The organism is Pseudorhodoplanes sp. (genome assembly GCF_050250235.1).
Lineage (GTDB): Bacteria > Pseudomonadota > Alphaproteobacteria > Rhizobiales > Xanthobacteraceae > Pseudorhodoplanes.
Map to the genome: position 1 here is coordinate 1 of NZ_JBFWPA010000123.1, position 18,268 is coordinate 18,268.

The following is an 18,268-nucleotide window of genomic DNA, read 5'->3' on the forward strand; positions in this document are numbered from 1 at the left end:
GGCGGATATCTCATCGATCCGGCACTGACGATCGCGATCAACTTCGCGCTGTTCATGCTGATCCTGCTGGTGCGGCCGACCGGATTGTTCACCCGTGCCTGACATCATCGACAAGAACCGCGGGACGCTCGGGCTGTTCGCAATCGTTACCATCGCGCTTGCGCTGCTGCCTTTCGTGGTCTCGGATTATTCGATTTCGTTCTTCTATCTGATGTTCGCCAATATCGCGCTGGCGACCGCGTGGTCGTTCTTCTCAGGTGCGACCCGCTACATCTCGCTCGCGACCTCCGCCTTCTACGGCATCGGCGTCTACGCGCTCGCGATCTCGCACCAGTATATGCCGATCGCAATCGCCCTGGTGCTTGCTGCGATCATCGGCTTTCTGGTGGCCGCGCTGGTCGGCCTTTCGACGCTGCGGCTGCGCGGCGTCTATTTCGTGATCTTCACGTTCGGCCTGACCGAACTTTTCCATCAGGTGATCAACTGGTGGGAGATCAAGATCAACCACACCGCCACCCGATACATCTTCTCCGACGTCTCCAATACCACGATCTACCTGACCCTGCTGGCGGTCGCGGTCGCCACCGTGGTTGGCAGCTGGTATGTGAGCCAGTCGCGGCTCGGCTACGCGCTGCGCGCGATCGGCGAGGACGAAACCGTTGCGCGCCACACCGGCATCAACACCACCTGGGTCAAGGTGCTGTGCTTCGCGCTGTCGGCCGCGGCGATGGCGCTGGTCGGGGCGGTACTGGTGCTGCGCTTCCCCTATATCGACGCGCCGACCGCCTTCAACAGCTCGTGGTCGTTCCAGGTGCTGATCGCGGCGCTGCTCGGAGGACCGGGCCGCTACTGGGGGCCGATGATCGGCGCGATCCCGCTGGTGGTGCTGTCGGAAATTCTCGCCGGTACGCGCTATTTCAGCATCATTCTCGGCCTTTGCTTCGTGGTGATCGTATACTTCATTCCGGGCGGCCTCGCGCCGCTGATCGAACGCCACTGGCAGAGCCTCTGGCGGCGCGTGCGCGAGAAGGCATTCGTCCCATGACGCATGCATCCGAACCGCTGCTTGCCATTTCGGGCCTGCGCAAGGCGTTCGGCGGACTTGTCGCCGTCCGCGACATGTCGTTCGAGGTCCGGCGCGGCAGCATCACCGGGCTGATCGGACCGAACGGCTCGGGCAAGACCACCGTGCTCAATCTCATCACCGCCGAATTCCCCGCCGATTCCGGCTCGATCCGCTTTGGCGGACAGGAGCTTCTCGGCCGCCGCTCGTTCGAGGTGTGCCGCGCGCACATCGCCCGCACCTTCCAGCTCGTGCGCGTACTGCCCGGCATGACCGCGCTGGAGAACGTGATGCTCGGCCGCATGTTCGGAGCCGAGCCCACCAGCCCGGCCGAAGCGGAGCGCGACGCCGAGCGGCTTATTGCCCGCGTCGGCCTCGGCAACCAGGCGCATCTCTACGGATCGCAGCTCACCTATATCGACCAGAAGCGCGTCGAGCTTGCGCGCGCGCTCGCCACGCGCCCCGAATTGCTGCTGCTGGACGAATGGCTCGCCGGGCTCAACCCCACGGAATTGCAGGTCGGAATCGAGCTGATCCGCCAGATTCGCAAGGACGGCGTCACCATCGTCATGATCGAGCATGTGATGGAAGCAATCCGCGCCCTGTGCGATACTTGCGTCGTCATGAATGCCGGCGAAAAGATCGCCGAAGGCACGCCCGACGCCGTGCTGTCGAACCGGCAGGTGATGCAGGCCTATCTGGGTGCGGATATCGGAGCCGACGATGCTGCGGCTTGAAAATATCAGCGTGGCCTACGGCAAGCACGAGGCGCTGCACGGCGTCTCGATCGAGGTTCCGGCCGCGCGCACCACCGTCATTCTCGGCGCCAACGGCGCCGGAAAGACCACATTGCTCAAGACCATTGCGGGGCTCGTTCAGCCGAAGCCCGGCGGCCGCATCCTGTTCGAGGATCGCCCGATCGAAAACGAGCCGCCGCACCGGATCGTGTCCGCCGGCATCGCGCTGGTGCCGGAAGGCCGCCGGCTGTTCGGCGAGATGACGGTGATCGACAATCTCAGGCTCGGCTCCTATCCCGAACGGGCCCGCGCCGATGAAGCGCGCCAGCTCGAAAGGCAGCTCGCCACCTTTCCGCGGCTGGCCGAACGCCGCAACCAGCTTGCCAGGACCATGAGCGGCGGCGAGCAGCAGATGCTGGCAATCGCCCGCGCGCTGATGTCGGAACCGAAAATCCTGCTGCTCGACGAACCCTCGCTCGGTCTGTCGCCGCGGCTGATCAAGGAGCTGTTCGCGACCTTGCGCACCATCACCAGGGGCGGACAGGCGGTCGTACTGGTCGAGCAGAATGCGCATCAAAGCCTGCAGCTCGCCGACATCGTCTATGTGCTGGAGAACGGCCGCATCCATTCCTCCGGCAGCGCCGAGCAAATGAAGAAGGATGCCGGGATCGCCCGCGCCTATCTCGGACTGAAGGCCGAAACCGCAAGAACTGCGGCGGCGCCTCAGCCTCAAGCGATGGCACAACCGATGGCGGCTGGGGGATTTGTTAACCCGTTCGCCCGTACCATCGCGCCCGCGCGGGACGAACTGCGGCACTCGCCCGAGGGCGGCGCCGATCTCACACAACGAGGCCAGACCATGGGCGGTTTCTACAACCCGTATGCACGGGCCGTGTCCTACGACTTCGCGCCGAAGAAGCCGGAGGAAACGGCGCCAGACGCGTCCGCACCGGCGCATGAGCGCGCCGACCTGACCGGCGGCTTCTCCAATCCCTACGCACGGAGCGTGGAGAAGTAATCTTCAGCAGACCGCTGTCGCCTCTTTACCCTCCCCCTTGTGGGGAGGGGCGATCGACTGAGCAATAGCGAAGGAGATCGGGGTGGGGGTGGCAGCGAAGTTCATATATCGACCGCCACCCCGCTCGCTTCGCTCGCGACCCTCCCCACAAGGGAGAGGGTAAGGACGCATCACGGCACCGCATACGGATTGCGAAATCCACCCGACTGATTGCTGCTGGCGAAATCGCCGCCCGGCGTCTTGACCGCGTGCAGCTTCGGTTTCGCCTCCTGTTCATGGGCGACCTGCGGCGACACCGAGCCGGCGCTGCGGATGACGTGATAGCTGAGCTCGTCGGGGTCGATGAGGTCGGGCACCTTCCAGCCGTCGAGATCGTATTCCGCCATGCACTGCTCCGCGAAGCCCTGCAGGTTCTTCGCCGTGCCGCCCGCCATCGCGCCGAACAGCACGTAGCGGCGGATTTCCTCGGTCGAACCGCCGTAATTGATTTCGTACAATTCGTGCCGGCCACCGAACTCGCTTCCGATCGCATCCCACAGAAGCTTCAGCAGCTTCACCCGGCCTTCCGCATCGTAGCCGTTCGAACCGCGCATATACTTGTCGATATAGGGGCGGATCTCCGGGTTCCTGAAGTCGCGCGCCGACGAGTTGAGATAGATGAGGCCGGATGCCACCGTCTGCTCGATGATGTATTTCACCCTAGTATAGGCCATGGTCGAGACGATCTGATAGGCGCCGGCAGGCTCGATATCCGGCAGCAGATACTCGCCGACCCACGGCTTGGGGTTGCGCGCCATCGCCTCGGTCAGGCCCCAGAACAGGTTGCGCCAGACCAGCACCTCGCCGACATTGGCCTGCACGCCGCGGAAATCCTTGGAACCGGTGGCCTCCACGGCCTTCAGCAGAAGCCCGGCGATGAAGTCGAGCTTCACGGCAAGCCGCGTGCAGCCATGCAGCAGCGCGCGCGGCAGGAAGCCGGTGCGCGGGAAGAAGTTGTTCGCCTTCTCCACGTCGCCGTAGCAGAACACGTTTTCCCAGGGCACCAGCACCTTGTCCAGAATGAACACGGCGTCGTTCTCGTCGATGCGGCTGGACAGCGGATAATCGAACGGCGAGCCCATCGCGGTCGATGTCATTTCGTAGGACGTGCGGCAGATCAGCTTCACACCCGGCGCGTTGGTCGGGATCATGAAGATGGCCGCAAAGTTGCGATCCTGCACCGGAATCAGCCCGTGATGGGCGACAAAGGTGTAGTTGGTCAGCGCCGAGCCGGTCGCGACCACCTTCGCCCCGGAAACGATGATACCGGCGTCGGTCTCCTTCTCGACGTGGCAGCAGACGTCGCCCACCTCGTTCGGCGGACGGTTGCGGTCGGTCGGCGGATGGATGATCGCATGATTGACGAACGGCACGCGCTCCTGACTGAACTGATACCAGCGCTTCGCGTTCTCCTGCCAGGGATCGTAGAAGTCGGCATTGGCGCCGAGTGTCCCAAGGAACGCGGCCTTGTAGTCCGGCGCGCGGCCCAGCCAGCCATAAGTGATCTTCGCCCATTCCGCGATCGCATCACGGCCGGCGACGGATTCCGCAACATTCTTCGGCGCCTTGAAATAGGCCTGCGTCATGCCGCCATTGCCGGTGTCGGTCGGCACCAGCAGCTTGTCCTTGTGCTTGGGATCGTGCAGCGCGTCGTACAGGCGCGCAACCATCCGCGAGGTATTGCGGAAAGCCGGATGCGTGGTCACGTCCTTGACCCGCTCTCCGTAGATGTAGATTTCACGACCGTCGCGCAGCGACTCCAGAAACTGCTCGCCGTTCATCGGCGACGCGGCCTTGATCTTTCCGGTGGTCGCCGGATCGGCCGCAAAGGCCACCTTGTCGTCGCGCAAAGCCGCCTGAGCCATATGTGAAATCCTCCCGAAAAGGCCGCGTTTTCGCGGCTCGTGCAGCGCAGGATGCCTGATGGAAATCAAGTCCCTGGCCAAGTCATGCGCTACGATATGGAAGCGGTTTTGCGATGGCAAGAGAGCGCGGCGCGGCCCTGTGATCGGCGAAGTTGACAGGTTAGACTGCCCTTGCATGCGCAATGAGTGGGCAAGGATGCCGGCCTGAAATGACGATCACCGTTCGATCCCTGACGGGCGGCTTGAATTCGATCACTCAATCCCCGTTCTGGATCAGCCGGACGGTGCTGGGCGCCGCCCTTGCGGTCCTCTTCGTGGCGCTTGAATGGCTCAGCTCCATCCACGAATTCATGGGCGTTCCGATCACGCCGTGGAATCCGGGTCTCGGAGTCGTTTTCGCGTTCATGCTGCTGCGGGGTCCCGTCTACGGCCTCGTCTTGTTCATCGGAATGATCGCCGCCGAGCTGATCGTGGTGCGGACCGCGCTGCAATGGCCGATCATCGTCGCGATCGCCGGCATCATCTCGCTGGTCTATGCCATCGCCTCGTTCGTGATCCGCCATGTGCTGCAGCTCGACACCGCTCTCCATCGCTTGCGGGATCTGGTGGAACTTCTCGCGGTCGGGGTTGCCGCCGCCTTCGTCAGTTCCGGGCTTCTCGGCCTGTTGCTGCTGCTCGACCACCGCATCGCGCTCGACAATATCCTCATCGCGGCAACGCCGCTTCTGCTCGGCGATGTCATCGGCATTGCCGTGATGACTCCGCTCACGCTCCGTCTGGTCATGCGGCTGCAGGGCGACGCATCCCTGTCCGGCTATTCGCGACCGCTTGCGCTGGAGGTGGTGCTTTATGCCGCCTGCATCTGCGCCGCACTCTGGGTGATCGTCGGCGGCACGGACGGTGGCGGCTTTCGCTATTTCTATCTGCTATTCGTGCCGGTCATGATCGCAGCGGTGCGGCACGGCTTCGATGGCGCCTGCGTGACGCTTTCGATCGCGCAATTCGGTCTGGTCGCTCTGCTGCATTATTTCGGATACGATGCCCGCGCCTTCACCGACATGCAGACATTGATGCTCGTGCTGACCGGTACCGGCCTCGTGGTCGGCGCGGTCGTTAGCGAGCGTCAGAATTCCGACCGGCTGATGCGGATCGCCGAAGAGCGGCTGCGCGACAAGGAGATGGAGGCTGAGCGCGCGGCGCGCTTCAGCCTCGTCAGCGGCATGGCCTCCGCGCTTGCGCATGAGATCAACCAGCCGATGACCGCCGCCCGCGCGCTGGCGCGTTCTGCCCAGCACATTCTTGAGAGCGCATCCCCGGACCTGCCCCGCGCCACCGGCAATATCACGAACGCGGTCGCACAGATCGATCATGCCAGCGGGGTAATGCGCAGGATGCGCGAATTTCTCCGGCGCGGCCGTCCGCATGTTTCGAGCTTCGAGATTCGCGCCACGATCGATGATGCGCTGATGCTGGCGCAGCCCGACGCCAGCGCGCGCGGAATCGAGATCTCCCGTGATGTCCCGAGCGACCTGCCCATGGCGCATGGCGACCGGATTCAGGTCGAGCAGGTGATCCTGAATCTGATCCGCAATGCCTCCGAGGCGATTTCCGGCGCCCAGCAGCGGGATGGCACGATCCGCCTGTCCGCCGTGGCCCTCGCCTCGCCGCCACGCATCGAGATTGCGGTCAGCGACAACGGCCCGGGTGTCCCGCCGGAGGTGGCGCGCACGATGTTCGAGCCGATGACCACGTCGAAACACGAGGGCCTGGGGCTCGGACTATCGATCAGTCGCGGAATCGTCGAATCGCATGGCGGGCGCATCTGGTTGCAATCGGCCGAACCCGGCCGAACCGAGTTTCGCTTCTCGTTGCCGCTTGAACCATCCTCCGGCCTCCAATAACACGATAGGTGCGAGATCGCCGGAAATGAGCGCGCCCATCATATTCCTGATCGACGACCAGGCGTCGGTACGGCATGCCGTTGGAGAAATGCTGACGGTATTCGGCTTTACCGTCGAGCAGTTTGATTCGGCGACCGCGTTCCTCGACAGGATCAATCCGGCGCGGCCGGGATGTGTCGTTGCCGATGTCCGCATGCCCGGCATGGATGGGATTGCGCTGGTTGCCGAAATCGCGCGGCGTGGACTTGGAATTCCGATCATTCTGATGTCCGGTCATGCCGACGTGCCGATGGCGGTCGCCGGAATCAAGGCGGGGGCCGACGATTTCATCGAGAAGCCGGTGGACGACGCCAAGCTGGTGGCCGCCATCAACCGGGCGCTGGCCCGAGTCTTCGCGGTGCACGACACCCGCGTCCAGCAGGACGAGCTCGTTGATCGCTTTTCGCGGCTGACACCCCGCCAGGTCGAGATTTTCGACCTCGTCGCCGGGGGCTTCACAAGTCAGGCGATTGCGGGGCGGCTCGATCTTTCGACCCGCACCGTCGAAAGCTATCGCGCACAAATCATGGAAAAAATGCAGGCGGAAAGCGTGGCGGTGCTGGTGCGCCAGGCAATCAGGCTCAACCGGATCGTACCCTGAGCGGAGCAGCATACCGCTTACTGTAGTTATACGGTCGTGTTGTTACCGATGCACTGCTGCGCCGTTGCCGAATAGCTTCATCGCCGGACGGTTTGCGCTCTGTGGTGCAAAGTCCGGCGGAGCGATGCATGTCGCGTGAAATGCCCGGGCGACGGAACGGCGAGGCGCGTCGGCTGCCGGCGATCGACGTGCCGATCATTGCCGCCGTCACGGGCATGTTGCTGGTCTTGGTGGTCGCGAAGCTGCCGGAACAGCTCGTGCTGCCGGGAATATCGGCGCTGGCGCTGGCAGTGGCCGCAATCGCAGCCTGTGGCGGCTGGCTGATGCAGGCCGAGAAGAATATCGCCGGCATCACGATCTTCGATTTCTCCGGAGCCTGCATTCTCGTCGGGATCGCCGCCGGTGTGTTCAGCGATCCATATCGAATTTTGGAGTTTTTTGGAGCTGCAATCGCGTCTCCATAGCCGGAGCATACCATACCAGGCCGGGCCCCTCTGGCAGTGCCACGCACTGCGATGTCGGACTGGAAGTCTACAAGGAGTGGCCCTTCGATGACCGTCCCGCGCGCACTACGCGCATCCAATCGCCTGTTTTGCTTCCGGTTCCGGCTGCCAGGGCCCGAGCGGCGCGATGCGTCTCGGGGCGCGCATCCGGCGCACTGCCGTCCGCGCCGCGGCTGAGCGCCATGCGCCGCGCTGACTTCGGCCGCTGCGCCACCGGCGGGCACCCGTCGCCGCCCGGGCAACCGCTTCCGGATCATCCGTCTTTGGGGGACATGCGATGACTTTGACGCTCTTGCAATGGATGACGCTCGCCGTATTCGCGGTGACGATCGTCGCCATTGTCATCAACAAGCTCGACGCCACGGTTGCCGCACTGATCGGCGTCGCGGTCATGGTCTGGATGGGCACCATGACCGAAGTCGAGGCAGCGCAGCTGGTCGACTGGAACGTGATGGCGATCCTGATCGGGATCTGGATCATCGCCGGCTATTTCGGCAAGAGCGGTGTTCCGAGCTGGCTGTCGGTGCAGTCGCTGAAATTGTCCGGCGGACGACCCGGCCTGCTCATCCTCGTTCTGTCGATGCTGACCGGCATCCTGTCGATGTTCATCGACAACGTCGTCTGCATCCTGATGATGGCGCCGGTGGCCTTGCCGCTCGCGCGGGCGCTTTCCATACCGGCAACGCCGCTCGTGCTGATGATCGGATTCAGCGCCAATTTCATGGGCACCGCTTTGCTGCTGGGCGACTTGCCGCCGCAGATGCTGCACAGCGTCGCCGGAGCCGAATTCTTCGACTTCATCTGGCAGTACGGGCGTCCGTCGTCCTTCCCGATCCTGATGGTGACATTCGCCCTCACCCTCGCCTTCATGTATCTGTACGGCTTTCGCGGCATCGGCAAAGTGTCGCCGGAGGGGGCCGCCAGCATCAAGTCCGACATTCCGGACCCCCTGTTCGCGACCATCACCTGCGGAATATTCCTGCTGACCGTCGCCGCGATGGCGATGCGCGAATTGCTGGGCGTGAAGCTCGGGTTCATTGCCCTGACCGGTGCGATCATTCTGGCGCTCGTCGTGGAGCTCATGAGCGAAAAGCTGAAGCAGCCACCGAGCTTCGAACATATCGTGCAGGAACTCGACTGGCGTGCCATCCTGTTCTACATCGCGCTGTTTGCGCTGGTCGGCGGCCTCGAAAAGACGCACATCCTGCAATTGATGGCGGATGCGATGAAGCCGCTTTTCGCGGCCAATTTCGCGCTCGGCGCCACGCTGCTGTACTGGATTACGATTCCGATCGTCGGGCTCGTCGAACACGACGCCTATATTCTGACCTTCCTCTATATGATCCGCGATCTTGGAGCCCAGGGCATCCCGACCTGGCCGCTCTGGTGGATGGTGCTGTGGTCGGGCACGCTCGGAAGCAATCTCACCATTGCAGGCGCGCCGGCGCTCTATGTGGCGCTGCGGATTGCGGAAAAAGAAGAGGATCGCAAGGTCTCGCTGCGCGAATTTCTGTCGTGGAGCATTCCGTTCGCGCTGGTGAGTTCGTTCATCTGCTACGTGTTCGGGATGCTAATCTGGGTCCTGCCCTACGCGCAATAAGAGGGAATCGTCATGTTCAAGACCATCCTGATCCCGACCGACGGCTCCCCGCTGTCACGGAAGGCGGCCACCGGCGGCATCGCCCTCGCGAAGGCGACGGGCGCAAAAATCGTCGGACTTTTCGCGGCACCGCCCGCGACCCCGATCATCTATCGCGACAGCATGCCGGTCGGGTATGCGACTCCGCGCGAGCACGAGGCGATCATTGAGAAGATCATCGAGAAGAATCTCGGCTTCGTCGAGCGCGCGGCAAGCAAGGCGGGCGTGCCCTGCAAAGTCATCCACGTCACCAGCGATTTTCCGGACGAAGCGATCCTGAAAGTCGCGAAGGAAAGGAAGTGCGACCTGATCGTCATGGGCTCGCACGGCAAGAGCGGGCTGCGCGGCATCCTGGTCGGCAGCGTCACCCAGAAAGTGCTCAATCAGGCGAAGATTCCCGTGATGGTGTTCCGCTAGTCGCGCGAGCCCATCGATCTTGATTTTCCCGGGCCCGCATCGCGGGCCCCCAACCAGGGAGAAAGCAGCCAGGCCGGGCCCCGCTGGCAACCCGCAAGGGTTGCGATGTCGGACTGGAATTCCGCAAGGAACCGCCCCGCTTGGCCGCCGCGCCGCTCTGGGATTCACGGATGCCGTCCGTGAGCCGCCAGTTCGTCAAGCTGTCTGCAGGGCTGTTCCTTCCAACATCAAAGGAGCATACGGCCTTGTTTGAATTCATCACACCACAGGCGCTCTCCGCCTTCTTCCAGGTCATCATGATCGATCTGGTGCTTGCGGGCGACAACGCCATCGTCATCGGTCTTGCGGCCGCGGGTCTTCCCGCCGATCAACGCACCAGAGTCATCCTGATCGGCATCGTCGCGGCAACCCTGCTGCGTATCGTGTTCGCGTTGATGACCACGCAACTTCTGCAGATCGTCGGCCTGCTGCTCGCAGGCGGCATCCTTCTGCTGTGGGTCTGCTGGAAAATGTGGCGCGAACTGCGCACCCCGCACGAAGAGATCGTCGACGCGGAAGAGGCCTTGTCAAACACGGACATCAACGAAGACGGCACGATTGCCTCCCGCCCGGGCGCACCGAAAAAGACCTTCGCTCAGGCCGCCTGGCAGATCGTCATCGCCGACGTCTCGATGTCGCTCGACAATGTACTCGCGGTCGCAGGCGCCGCGCGCGACCATCCCTACGTGCTGGTCTTCGGCCTCGTGCTTTCGATCGCGCTGATGGGCATAGCCGCAAGCTTCATTGCCAATCTGCTGCAGAAGCACCGCTGGATCGCCTATGTCGGCCTTGCGGTCATCCTCTATGTTGCGGTCGACATGATCTATCGCGGCTTCAACGAGGTTCTGCCGGTCGCCATCAATTTCGTGGGCTGACAGACCGGCTACCGCCCATCGCTCCGCGCAGGCGGCATGGCATCGCCATGCGCCCTGCGCGGTTGCGCGCCATTGCCGCGAAATGCAATGGTCGCGCGTCGCCAATGGTTTGGAAGCCGGGGGTATGGCGGGGGAAAAGGTACTGATCGTCGGCGCGGGCCTCGGGGGTCTCACCTCCGCGCTCTGCCTGATGAGCGCGGGCTTCAATGTCGAGGTCTATGAGCAGGCGCCTGTGCTCGCGGAGGTCGGCGCCGGAATCCAGATCAGCGCCAATCCCATGCATGTGCTGCGATTTCTGGGCCTCGAGGAAGCGGTCGTCAGCCTCGGCGTGCAGCCCGGCGCCTATGTGTTCCGTCTGCATGATACAGGCGAGGTCATCCAGGAATTTTCGCTCGCCGCGGAGCACCGTCAGCAGCACGGCGCGCCTTATGTTCAGTTGCATCGCGCCGACCTGCATGACCTGCTCGCCACCGCCGCCTGCAAGGTCAAGCCGGACCTGATCCGGCTGAACCGAAAGGTCACCGGATTTTCCGAGACCGAGGACAAGGTCACCCTGCATTTTTCCGATGGCGCCAGCGTCGAGGGCGACATCCTGGTTGGAGCGGACGGGCTGAAATCCGTGATCGCGCGCCAGATCGTCGGCGAGATTCCCGCGACCTATACCGGCGACGCAGCCTGGCGGGTGACGGTACCGGCAGAGCGGCTGCCCAGGCCGTTTCTCGACCCGGTCATGTCGGTGTTCATGGGACCCGGTGCGCATGCGGTCTGTTATTACCTGCGCGGCGGGGCGCTCCTGAACTTCGTCGGAATCGTGGAGACCGACGAGATTTCCGAGGAATCCTGGACCGTGAAATTTCCCTGGGAGCGGCTCAAGGCGGATTATGCCGGCTGGCACGAGGCGATCCAGACCATCATCGACTCCGCGGATCGCGACCAATGCTACCGCTGGTCGCTGCACAACCGCCCGCCGGTCCGCAACTGGAGCACGCGCCGAGCCACCATTCTCGGAGATTCCGCGCATGCAACGCTGCCGTATCTCGCGCAAGGTGCGGCGATGGCGATCGAGGACGCGGCGGTGCTCGCGCGCGCGCTGCGCCAGACTGACGACATTGCGGAGGGCCTCGACCTCTACCAGCGCAATCGCGTCGACCGCACCGCGCGCATCGTCGAGCAGTCGACGGAGAACCGCCGTCTGTTTCACCTGCCCTCCAAGGAAGCGATCCGCGCCGAGTTCTCCCGGCGCAATGAAGGAGAGAGCCGCAACCGCTGGCTCTATTCCTACAATCCCATGACGGTCGCCCTGACATGACCGTTTCGGCAAAGGTGGGACTGATCCCGCACAAGCTGACGCAGGCAGTCGGGGGATCGGGGGTATCGGCGGTCGATGTCATCATCGTCGAGCTTGACGACACGAACGGCGCGCGCGGCCTTGGCTTCTCCTATGTCATCGGCGGGCATGGCGGCGTGGCGTTTCGCGCCGCGCAGGAGCAGGCGGCGCGGTTCGTCGACGGACAAATGCTGCCGCCGCCGGCCGCGCTGTGGCGAAGGATCAACGCAAGCTTCAACCGCACCGGGCCGGGGCCCAATCTCGTCGCGCTCGCGGCTATCGATGTCGCAGCCTGGGACCTGCACGCATGCCGGCTTGGCCTGCCGCTTGGGATTGCGATGGGCGGCGAATTGCGACGTGTTCCGGTCTATGGCAGCGGCGGCTTCAACACGACACAAACGCCACAAGCGGCTGCTGCGATCGCGGCGGAACAGGCCGCGCGGGGGCTGACTGCGGTGAAGCCCCGTGTCAAAGGTATGCCGTCCGATGCACCGGTCATCGAGGCGGTGCGCCAGGCGATCCCCTCGCACGTCCGGATCATGGCCGACGCCAACGAGAAATGCGACCTGCCGCAGGCCTTATGGCTGATGGCGCTTGCGCGCGAGCACGGGCTCCTGTTCGTGGAGGAGCCGCTGCCGGCCCGCGCGCTGGAAGGCTATCGCGCCCTCGCGGGAGCCGCGGGGGCCGCCATCGCCACCGGGGAGCACCTGCAAACGCGGGCGGATTTCCTGCCGTTCCTGTCCGATCGGATCGCCAGCGTGATCCAGCCCGATCTCGCCATGATCGGCGGTCTCACCCCGGTGCTCGAGCTGGGGGTGCTGGCCGACAGTTTCGACGCGATCGTATCACCGCATTTTCTGCCGGGCCTGTTCGCCCATGCGGCAGCCGCTGCTCCCGCGATTCGCTGGCTGGAGGAGTTTCCGCTGCTTGAACCGCTGTTCGAGGGCTGGCCCGCCATCGACGCCGACGGAACGATGATCGGCTCGCACGGTCCCGGCCACGGGCTCAGCCTGAGCGAACGCCATCGCAGCGGACTGGTCCGTTAAGGGCGGCCGGCTTTCGCGCCCGTTCGCATCGACCGGACTTGCGACGTTCAGCCCCGCTGCCATCTCCGGTTTTGCGCAACCGGTCCGGAACTCCCGCGGAACGCTGCCGTTGGCTTGGAATGCGAGAGCACGCCGATGCGGCTCCGACGGTGGAGACATTCCATGAAGCCGACCAGCGCTCTGTTTGCCACCCTTTTCATCGCCATGGCCGGGCTGGCTTGGCCCGCCGCGGCCCTGGCGCAGGCGGAAATTCCGGAACAAGCGGTGGGCCCGCAGCCAAAGCTTCCCGAGCCCGAAGAAGGGTGGCTCCCCACCATCAACTGGGCGCGCGCGGAACCCTGGCCGCAGGGCACGATGCCGAAGGCGGCGGAAGGGCTGGCCGTCAAGGCCTTTGCGCGCAACCTCAAACACCCGCGCTGGGTCTATGTCCTGCCGAACGGGGACGTGCTCGTGGCGGAAGCAGCCAGCGAGCCGTCGCCATCCTGGAATCCACGGGCGCTCGTGCAGAACTGGGTGATGCGGCGCGCCGGCTCGATCGTCGAGAATGCCAACCGCATTTCGCTGTTGCGCGACACTGACGGTGACGGCGTCGCCGACCAGCATCATGTCTTCCTTGAGGGTCTGCGTCAGCCCTTCGGCATGGCCCTGATCGGAGACCAGTTCTACGTCGCCAATACCGACAGCGTGGTTCGCTATCCGTACAAGGAGGGCGAGACATCCATCAAGGCGGAAGGCACCAAGCTGGTTGACATCCCGGTCGGTCACCACTGGACCCGCAACATCATGCCTTCCGCCGACGGCTCGAAACTGTTCATCACGGTCGGTTCCGGTAGCAACATCGGCGAGAAGGGCATGGCGATCGAGAAGGACCGCGCGACCATCTGGGAACTGGATCTCGCATCCGGCAAGTCGCGGGTCTTCGCGTCGGGTCTGCGCAACGCCAACGGCATGGCGATCGAACCCACGACCGGAACGCTCTGGACCTCGGTGAATGAGCGTGACGGAATCGGGGACAATGTCCCGCCGGATTATCTGACCTCGGTGAAGGATGGCGGCTTTTATGGCTGGCCATACAGCTACTGGGGCAAGATCGTCGATGAGCGCGTGCAGCCGCAGCGGCCGGATCTGGTCGCGCAATCGATCACGCCGGATTATGCCCTCGGCGGGCATACCTCGGCCATCGGCCTGACATGGTATGGCGACCAGGCGCTGCCGGCGCCATTCCGCAACGGCATGTTTGTCGGGCTCCACGGTTCGTGGAATCGCTCCGATCTGAGCGGCTACCGGGTGGTTTTCGTGCCGTTCAGGGACGGCCGTCCCGCGGGCGACCCGATCGATGTTCTCACCGGTTTCGTGAAGGACGGCGAGTCCGTCGCAAACGGACGACCCGTGGGCGTCACGGTCACGCGCGAAGGCAGCCTTCTGGTCGCGGACGACGCCGGCAATGCGATCTGGCACGTCACGGCCGCAAGCGGCGGCTCGCCAACGTCCAACCTTGGCACGACACCGACCACGGGAGCTGCCACGGACGCCCGCTAAGCCGCGGACGTCCGCCTTCACGCGGGCTGCGGGCTCGGCTATCACTCGACGCGCTTAAATATCGCGGCGAGTGATGGCTGCATGACTGCACGGCCATGATGCTCGCACGCACTGACAGGGGCTGCTGGATTGAGCGCGCTGCAAGTCCGGCCGATGCTGCCGGCCGAGATGTCGATCCCTGTGGATTGGGCGGCCGCGGAAGGCTGGAATCCGGGCCTGAACGATGCCGTCTGTTTTGCGGCAGTGGACCCGGCAGGATTTCTGATCGGCGAGATCGAAGGCGAACCGGTCGCGACCATCTCCTGCGTCAATTACGACTCGCGCTTCGCCTTTCTCGGCTTCTACATCGTGCGACCGGACCTGCGCGGCCATGGCTACGGCCTGCAGATCTGGAATGCGGCCATCGCGCATGCCGGTTCACGCGTGATCGGCCTCGATGGTGTCGTGGCCCAGCAGCAGAATTACCGGAAGTCCGGCTTCAGCCGCGCGTATGCCAATGTGCGATATGGCGGCATCCTGCGCGCGCCGGATGCGTCGCATCGCGATGTCGCTGATGTCGTTGCGCTGACCGATGTCGGGCTGGCTGAAGTGGAAGCAAGCGACGCCGAGGTATTCCCGGCACCACGATCCGGCTTCCTGCGCGGCTGGATCAATGCGCCCGGTCATGTCAGTCGCGGATTGTTGCGCGATGGCAGGCTCGCCGGCTGGGGCGTCGTCCGTCCGTGCCGCAGGGGATTCAAGATCGGCCCGCTGGTCGCCGATGACCGCGCTGCCGCCGAAGCGGTGTTCCGTGCCTTGCTGGCCGCGATCGGCGGCGGCGAGGTATTTCTTGACGTGCCGGGCATCCATGCAGAGGCAATCGCCCTCGCGACCGGGCAGGGTCTCGTCCCGGTATTCGAGACCGCGCGGATGTATACCGGACCGATTCCGCCACTGCGGCTCGATCGGGTGTTCGGAGTCACGACATTCGAGCTGGGATGACGGCGCGCGCGCCAGCGATCCGCCCCTCGTCACGGACGGGCTGGTTCGGCTTCGATTGCGGCAATCTTCATGGCTTCGGACAGGTGCGACTTCCAATGAGATGCCTGCAGGGCGGTCGAATGCCCCCTGGAGGTCCCGGTCGCAGGGACAAGCACGGAGCGCCCGTTCGACATCCGACCGATGGCCTGTTCGACGATGCCGAGCTCGGGCGGATTGAGTTCGTCGTCGGCGAAATTGATTGCGACCAGTGGTGCCGTGATCCGCGCAAGATGCGGTGCGGGATCATAGTCCATGGACGATTCGAGCTGATACAGGCGATCGTTGGCATCCCCCTTGCGGGCGCGTTCGGCCATCTGCCGGTAGAGCGCGTCCGCCGCTTCCCGCGTCGGCGCTATCTCCTGGATTCGCACGACGCTTTGGATGAGAAGCGCACCGAAGGGCGTCAATGTGTAGCGCCAGGGCTGCTCGCCATAGTCGCCATTGTTCCAGTCGGGGTCGTTCCGGATCGCCTCGATCTGCATCCGGCGCTGGATCCAGTTGCGTCCGCTCATGGCAGATGGCTGGCAGGCGAGCGGGACCAGCAAGTCCATGAAGTCGGGAAAGGTCGCACCCCATGACCATGTCAGCATCCCGCCCATCGACAGGCCCAGTACCAGCCTGAGATGCGAGATACCAAGCCGCTCCGTCAGCAGACGATGCTGCGCCACAACCATGTCCTGATAGCGATAGCGCGGAAAGCGCGCGCGCAGTCCGTCGCTGGGCTTGCTGGAGCTGCCGAAGCCGATCGCATCCGGCATGACCAGGAAATACTTCGATGCGTCCAGCGGCTGACCCGGCCCGAACAATTCGCCTGCGAGATCGGGCGAAAGCCAGCCCGAGCTGCTGCCGGTGGTGTTGTGAAGCAGCAGCACGGCATTGACGATCCGGCCGTCCGCATCCCGCCTCGCTTCGCCGAGCGTCAGAAAGTGCTGACGCAGCTCAGGCAGTTGCTCCCCGCTTTGAAAAGCAAAGTTCGCGATGGTGAAATCGGCGGCTTGAGGCTCGAAGTCAGGCATGTATGGGACACTCGGGCTGGAACAGGAACGCCTCTGTACACCATCGCCCTGTCGATGTCGGCCCGCACCAGGCATGCCGGCTTTCCGTTCGTGGAGCGGGTCATCGCTTGCAAAGCCGCTCATCCCTCGCCACAAACAGCGCCCTTGCCATGCCGGAGGCATCCGTGACCCAAGCATCCGTCAATGCCGTTCGAAGCGTCGACCTCGCCGTGCGGGACCTTGACCTTGCGCGATCGTTTTTCACGGACGTTTGGCATCTGCAGGAGGTCGCGTCCGACAACGGAACGATCTACCTGCGAGCGACGGACCGCTATTTCCACGTCATCAGCCTGCGATCCGCCTCCCCGCAGGAGGCCGGCCTGGTGCGGATCGTGCTGCAGGCGGACAGCCGGCAGGCGGTCGACCTCATCTTCGAACAGGTCGGCCGGTTCGGGACGGCGATCGACGGTGCGCCGCGTTCGCTTCATGGGCCGGGCGGCGGATACGGTTTCGGCTTCAAGGATCCGGAAGAACGGAATTTCGCGGTCGTTTGCGAAGTGGACGATCACCCCGAGTCCGGAGCGCAGGTCGATCGACCGACCAGACTCTCGCATGTGAACCTGAATTGTCGCGAAAATGATGCGACATTCGGTTTCCTGTCCGCGGCGCTCGGATTCAAGTTGTCGGATCAAACCCGGCAATTCCGCTTCATTCGATGCAATGCCGATCATCACAGTCTGGTGCTCGGCTTTAACGACAACGCCAATCTCAATCATATCGCGTTCGAAATGCCGGACCTCGATTCGGTGATGCGGGGGATCGGGCGCATGCGCGATCACGGATATCCTGTGGAATGGGGACCGGGCCGGCACGGGCCGGGAAACAACGTGTTCGCCTATTTTTGCGGACCCGGAGAGCTTCCGATCGAATATACCGGCGAGATGCAGCAGGTCGATGACTCCTATGCGGTCGGCAAACCCGAGGACTGGACCTGGCCGCCGGGCAGACTCGATCACTGGGGGATCACTCCGGGACCGAGCGCACGCGTGAAGGCAGCCCAGGCGTTGTTTCGGTTCACCGAAAGCGGCTACCGTCTGGAGCGCGATTGAAATCGCAGGATTCACCCAGGATTCAAAAAGTCACATCCCTCTCAGCGACAAGTCCATGCCTGCCCGCCTCCCCGCGCTTTCCGATTTCCGCCGCATCGTGATCAAGGTCGGTTCGTCGTTGCTCGTCGATTCCGCCGCCGGCCGCGCACGCGAGGAATGGCTGCGCGCATTGTGCGACGACATCGCCTGGCTGCACGCGGACCGGCGCGACATCCTCGTGGTGTCGTCGGGCGCGATCGCGCTCGGACGCTCGGTCCTGAAACTGCCGAAGGGGGCTCTTGCGCTGGAGGATTCGCAGGCTGCCGCTGCGGTCGGCCAGATCGCGCTTGCACGACTCTGGGCGGAGAGGCTCGGCGCCCACGGCATCACGGCGGGGCAAATTCTCGTGACCCTCGGCGATACCGAGGAACGACGCCGCTATCTCAACGCCCGCTCCACCAACGACCGGCTGCTGGAATGGTAGAGCGTGCCAGTCAGCATCGAGAACGACACCGTC

16 protein-coding genes and 1 pseudogene are annotated in these 18,268 nt (G+C 63.9%); 15 read left to right on the plus strand and 2 right to left on the minus strand.

Annotated elements, in window-relative coordinates; all coding sequences use genetic code 11:
* The first annotated feature begins 94 nt into the window (after nt 1-94).
* Genes AB7F49_RS31290 through AB7F49_RS31300 form a run of 3 tightly spaced genes read left to right on the plus strand, consistent with a single transcriptional unit; the run spans nt 95 to nt 2,818 of the window.
* On the plus strand, nt 95-1,045 hold the full coding sequence (locus AB7F49_RS31290) for a branched-chain amino acid ABC transporter permease (RefSeq protein WP_428529732.1): 951 nt from the start codon (nt 95-97) through the stop codon (nt 1,043-1,045).
* On the plus strand, nt 1,042-1,800 hold the full coding sequence (locus tag AB7F49_RS31295) for an ABC transporter ATP-binding protein (protein WP_428529734.1): 759 nt from the start codon (nt 1,042-1,044) through the stop codon (nt 1,798-1,800). The genes AB7F49_RS31290 and AB7F49_RS31295 overlap by 4 nt, the downstream gene beginning before the upstream one ends.
* Nucleotides 1,787-2,818, plus strand: a complete 1,032-nt coding sequence (locus AB7F49_RS31300; RefSeq protein ID WP_428529736.1) for an ABC transporter ATP-binding protein — start codon at nt 1,787-1,789, stop codon at nt 2,816-2,818. Before AB7F49_RS31295 ends, AB7F49_RS31300 begins: the two co-directional genes overlap by 14 nt.
* Before the next feature lie 170 nt (nt 2,819-2,988).
* Here AB7F49_RS31300 and AB7F49_RS31305 read toward each other — a convergent pair whose 3' ends face one another.
* Nucleotides 2,989-4,722 carry a 4-hydroxyphenylacetate 3-hydroxylase N-terminal domain-containing protein gene (locus AB7F49_RS31305; RefSeq protein ID WP_428529738.1) on the minus strand — a complete coding sequence of 578 codons (1,734 nt, stop codon included), beginning with the start codon at nt 4,720-4,722 and terminating at the stop codon, nt 2,989-2,991.
* 209 nt (nt 4,723-4,931) lie between these two features.
* Between AB7F49_RS31305 and AB7F49_RS31310 the strand changes: the two genes are divergently transcribed.
* From AB7F49_RS31310 to AB7F49_RS31355, 10 genes are all read left to right on the plus strand, one after another.
* On the plus strand, nt 4,932-6,623 hold the full coding sequence (locus tag AB7F49_RS31310) for an ATP-binding protein (RefSeq protein ID WP_428529740.1): 1,692 nt from the start codon (nt 4,932-4,934) through the stop codon (nt 6,621-6,623).
* A gap of 25 nt (nt 6,624-6,648) precedes the next feature.
* On the plus strand, nt 6,649-7,263 hold the full coding sequence (locus AB7F49_RS31315) for a response regulator transcription factor (protein ID WP_428529742.1): 615 nt from the start codon (nt 6,649-6,651) through the stop codon (nt 7,261-7,263).
* 128 nt (nt 7,264-7,391) lie between these two features.
* Complete coding sequence (locus tag AB7F49_RS31320; RefSeq protein WP_428529744.1) at nt 7,392-7,727, plus strand: hypothetical protein; 336 nt, start codon at nt 7,392-7,394, stop codon at nt 7,725-7,727.
* 316 nt (nt 7,728-8,043) lie between these two features.
* Entirely contained in the window at nt 8,044-9,366 is a 1,323-nt protein-coding gene (locus AB7F49_RS31325) for an SLC13 family permease (protein WP_428529746.1), read from the plus strand.
* A gap of 12 nt (nt 9,367-9,378) precedes the next feature.
* A complete protein-coding gene (locus tag AB7F49_RS31330; protein WP_428529748.1) occupies nt 9,379-9,822 on the plus strand; it encodes a universal stress protein in 444 nt (147 codons plus the stop codon).
* Nucleotides 9,823-10,067: 245 nt separating this feature from the next.
* On the plus strand, nt 10,068-10,736 hold the full coding sequence (locus AB7F49_RS31335; RefSeq protein ID WP_428529761.1) for a TerC family protein: 669 nt from the start codon (nt 10,068-10,070) through the stop codon (nt 10,734-10,736).
* A 124-nt stretch (nt 10,737-10,860) separates the two neighbouring features.
* Nucleotides 10,861-12,045, plus strand: a complete 1,185-nt coding sequence (locus AB7F49_RS31340) for an FAD-dependent monooxygenase (protein WP_428529750.1) — start codon at nt 10,861-10,863, stop codon at nt 12,043-12,045.
* Nucleotides 12,042-13,109 (plus strand): enolase C-terminal domain-like protein, encoded by a 1,068-nt coding sequence (locus AB7F49_RS31345; protein WP_428529752.1) that lies wholly within the window; start codon nt 12,042-12,044, stop codon nt 13,107-13,109. The genes AB7F49_RS31340 and AB7F49_RS31345 overlap by 4 nt, the downstream gene beginning before the upstream one ends.
* A 162-nt stretch (nt 13,110-13,271) precedes the next feature.
* Nucleotides 13,272-14,648 (plus strand): PQQ-dependent sugar dehydrogenase, encoded by a 1,377-nt coding sequence (locus AB7F49_RS31350; protein WP_428529754.1) that lies wholly within the window; start codon nt 13,272-13,274, stop codon nt 14,646-14,648.
* Nucleotides 14,649-14,777: 129 nt separating this feature from the next.
* Nucleotides 14,778-15,629 carry a GNAT family N-acetyltransferase gene (locus tag AB7F49_RS31355; protein WP_428529756.1) on the plus strand — a complete coding sequence of 284 codons (852 nt, stop codon included), beginning with the start codon at nt 14,778-14,780 and terminating at the stop codon, nt 15,627-15,629.
* A 29-nt stretch (nt 15,630-15,658) separates the two neighbouring features.
* Here the strand turns inward: AB7F49_RS31355 and AB7F49_RS31360 are convergent, their stop codons facing one another.
* A complete protein-coding gene (locus AB7F49_RS31360) occupies nt 15,659-16,684 on the minus strand; it encodes an alpha/beta fold hydrolase (RefSeq protein ID WP_428529758.1) in 1,026 nt (341 codons plus the stop codon).
* A 164-nt stretch (nt 16,685-16,848) separates the two neighbouring features.
* Here AB7F49_RS31360 and AB7F49_RS31365 point away from each other — a divergent pair, with 164 nt between their 5' ends.
* On the plus strand, nt 16,849-17,772 hold the full coding sequence (locus AB7F49_RS31365; RefSeq protein WP_428529760.1) for a VOC family protein: 924 nt from the start codon (nt 16,849-16,851) through the stop codon (nt 17,770-17,772).
* Between the two features lie 55 nt (nt 17,773-17,827).
* A pseudogene (locus tag AB7F49_RS31370) lies at nt 17,828-18,232 on the plus strand (glutamate 5-kinase); the annotation flags it as partial.
* Nucleotides 18,233-18,268: the final 36 nt, after the last annotated feature.

Excerpts from the sequence above, each read along its gene's own strand:
- AB7F49_RS31295 (WP_428529734.1), top strand. The coding sequence starts at position 1,042 with ATGACGCATGCATCCGAACCGCTGCTTGCCATTTCGGGCCTGCGCAAG.
- AB7F49_RS31300 (WP_428529736.1), top strand. The coding sequence starts at position 1,787 with ATGCTGCGGCTTGAAAATATCAGCGTGGCCTACGGCAAGCACGAGGCG.
- AB7F49_RS31305 (WP_428529738.1), bottom strand. The coding sequence starts at position 4,722 with ATGGCTCAGGCGGCTTTGCGCGACGACAAGGTGGCCTTTGCGGCCGAT.
- AB7F49_RS31310 (WP_428529740.1), top strand. The coding sequence starts at position 4,932 with ATGACGATCACCGTTCGATCCCTGACGGGCGGCTTGAATTCGATCACT.
- AB7F49_RS31315 (WP_428529742.1), top strand. The coding sequence starts at position 6,649 with ATGAGCGCGCCCATCATATTCCTGATCGACGACCAGGCGTCGGTACGG.
- AB7F49_RS31320 (WP_428529744.1), top strand. The coding sequence starts at position 7,392 with ATGTCGCGTGAAATGCCCGGGCGACGGAACGGCGAGGCGCGTCGGCTG.
- AB7F49_RS31325 (WP_428529746.1), top strand. The coding sequence starts at position 8,044 with ATGACTTTGACGCTCTTGCAATGGATGACGCTCGCCGTATTCGCGGTG.
- AB7F49_RS31330 (WP_428529748.1), top strand. The coding sequence starts at position 9,379 with ATGTTCAAGACCATCCTGATCCCGACCGACGGCTCCCCGCTGTCACGG.
- AB7F49_RS31340 (WP_428529750.1), top strand. The coding sequence starts at position 10,861 with ATGGCGGGGGAAAAGGTACTGATCGTCGGCGCGGGCCTCGGGGGTCTC.
- AB7F49_RS31345 (WP_428529752.1), top strand. The coding sequence starts at position 12,042 with ATGACCGTTTCGGCAAAGGTGGGACTGATCCCGCACAAGCTGACGCAG.
- AB7F49_RS31350 (WP_428529754.1), top strand. The coding sequence starts at position 13,272 with ATGAAGCCGACCAGCGCTCTGTTTGCCACCCTTTTCATCGCCATGGCC.
- AB7F49_RS31360 (WP_428529758.1), bottom strand. The coding sequence starts at position 16,684 with ATGCCTGACTTCGAGCCTCAAGCCGCCGATTTCACCATCGCGAACTTT.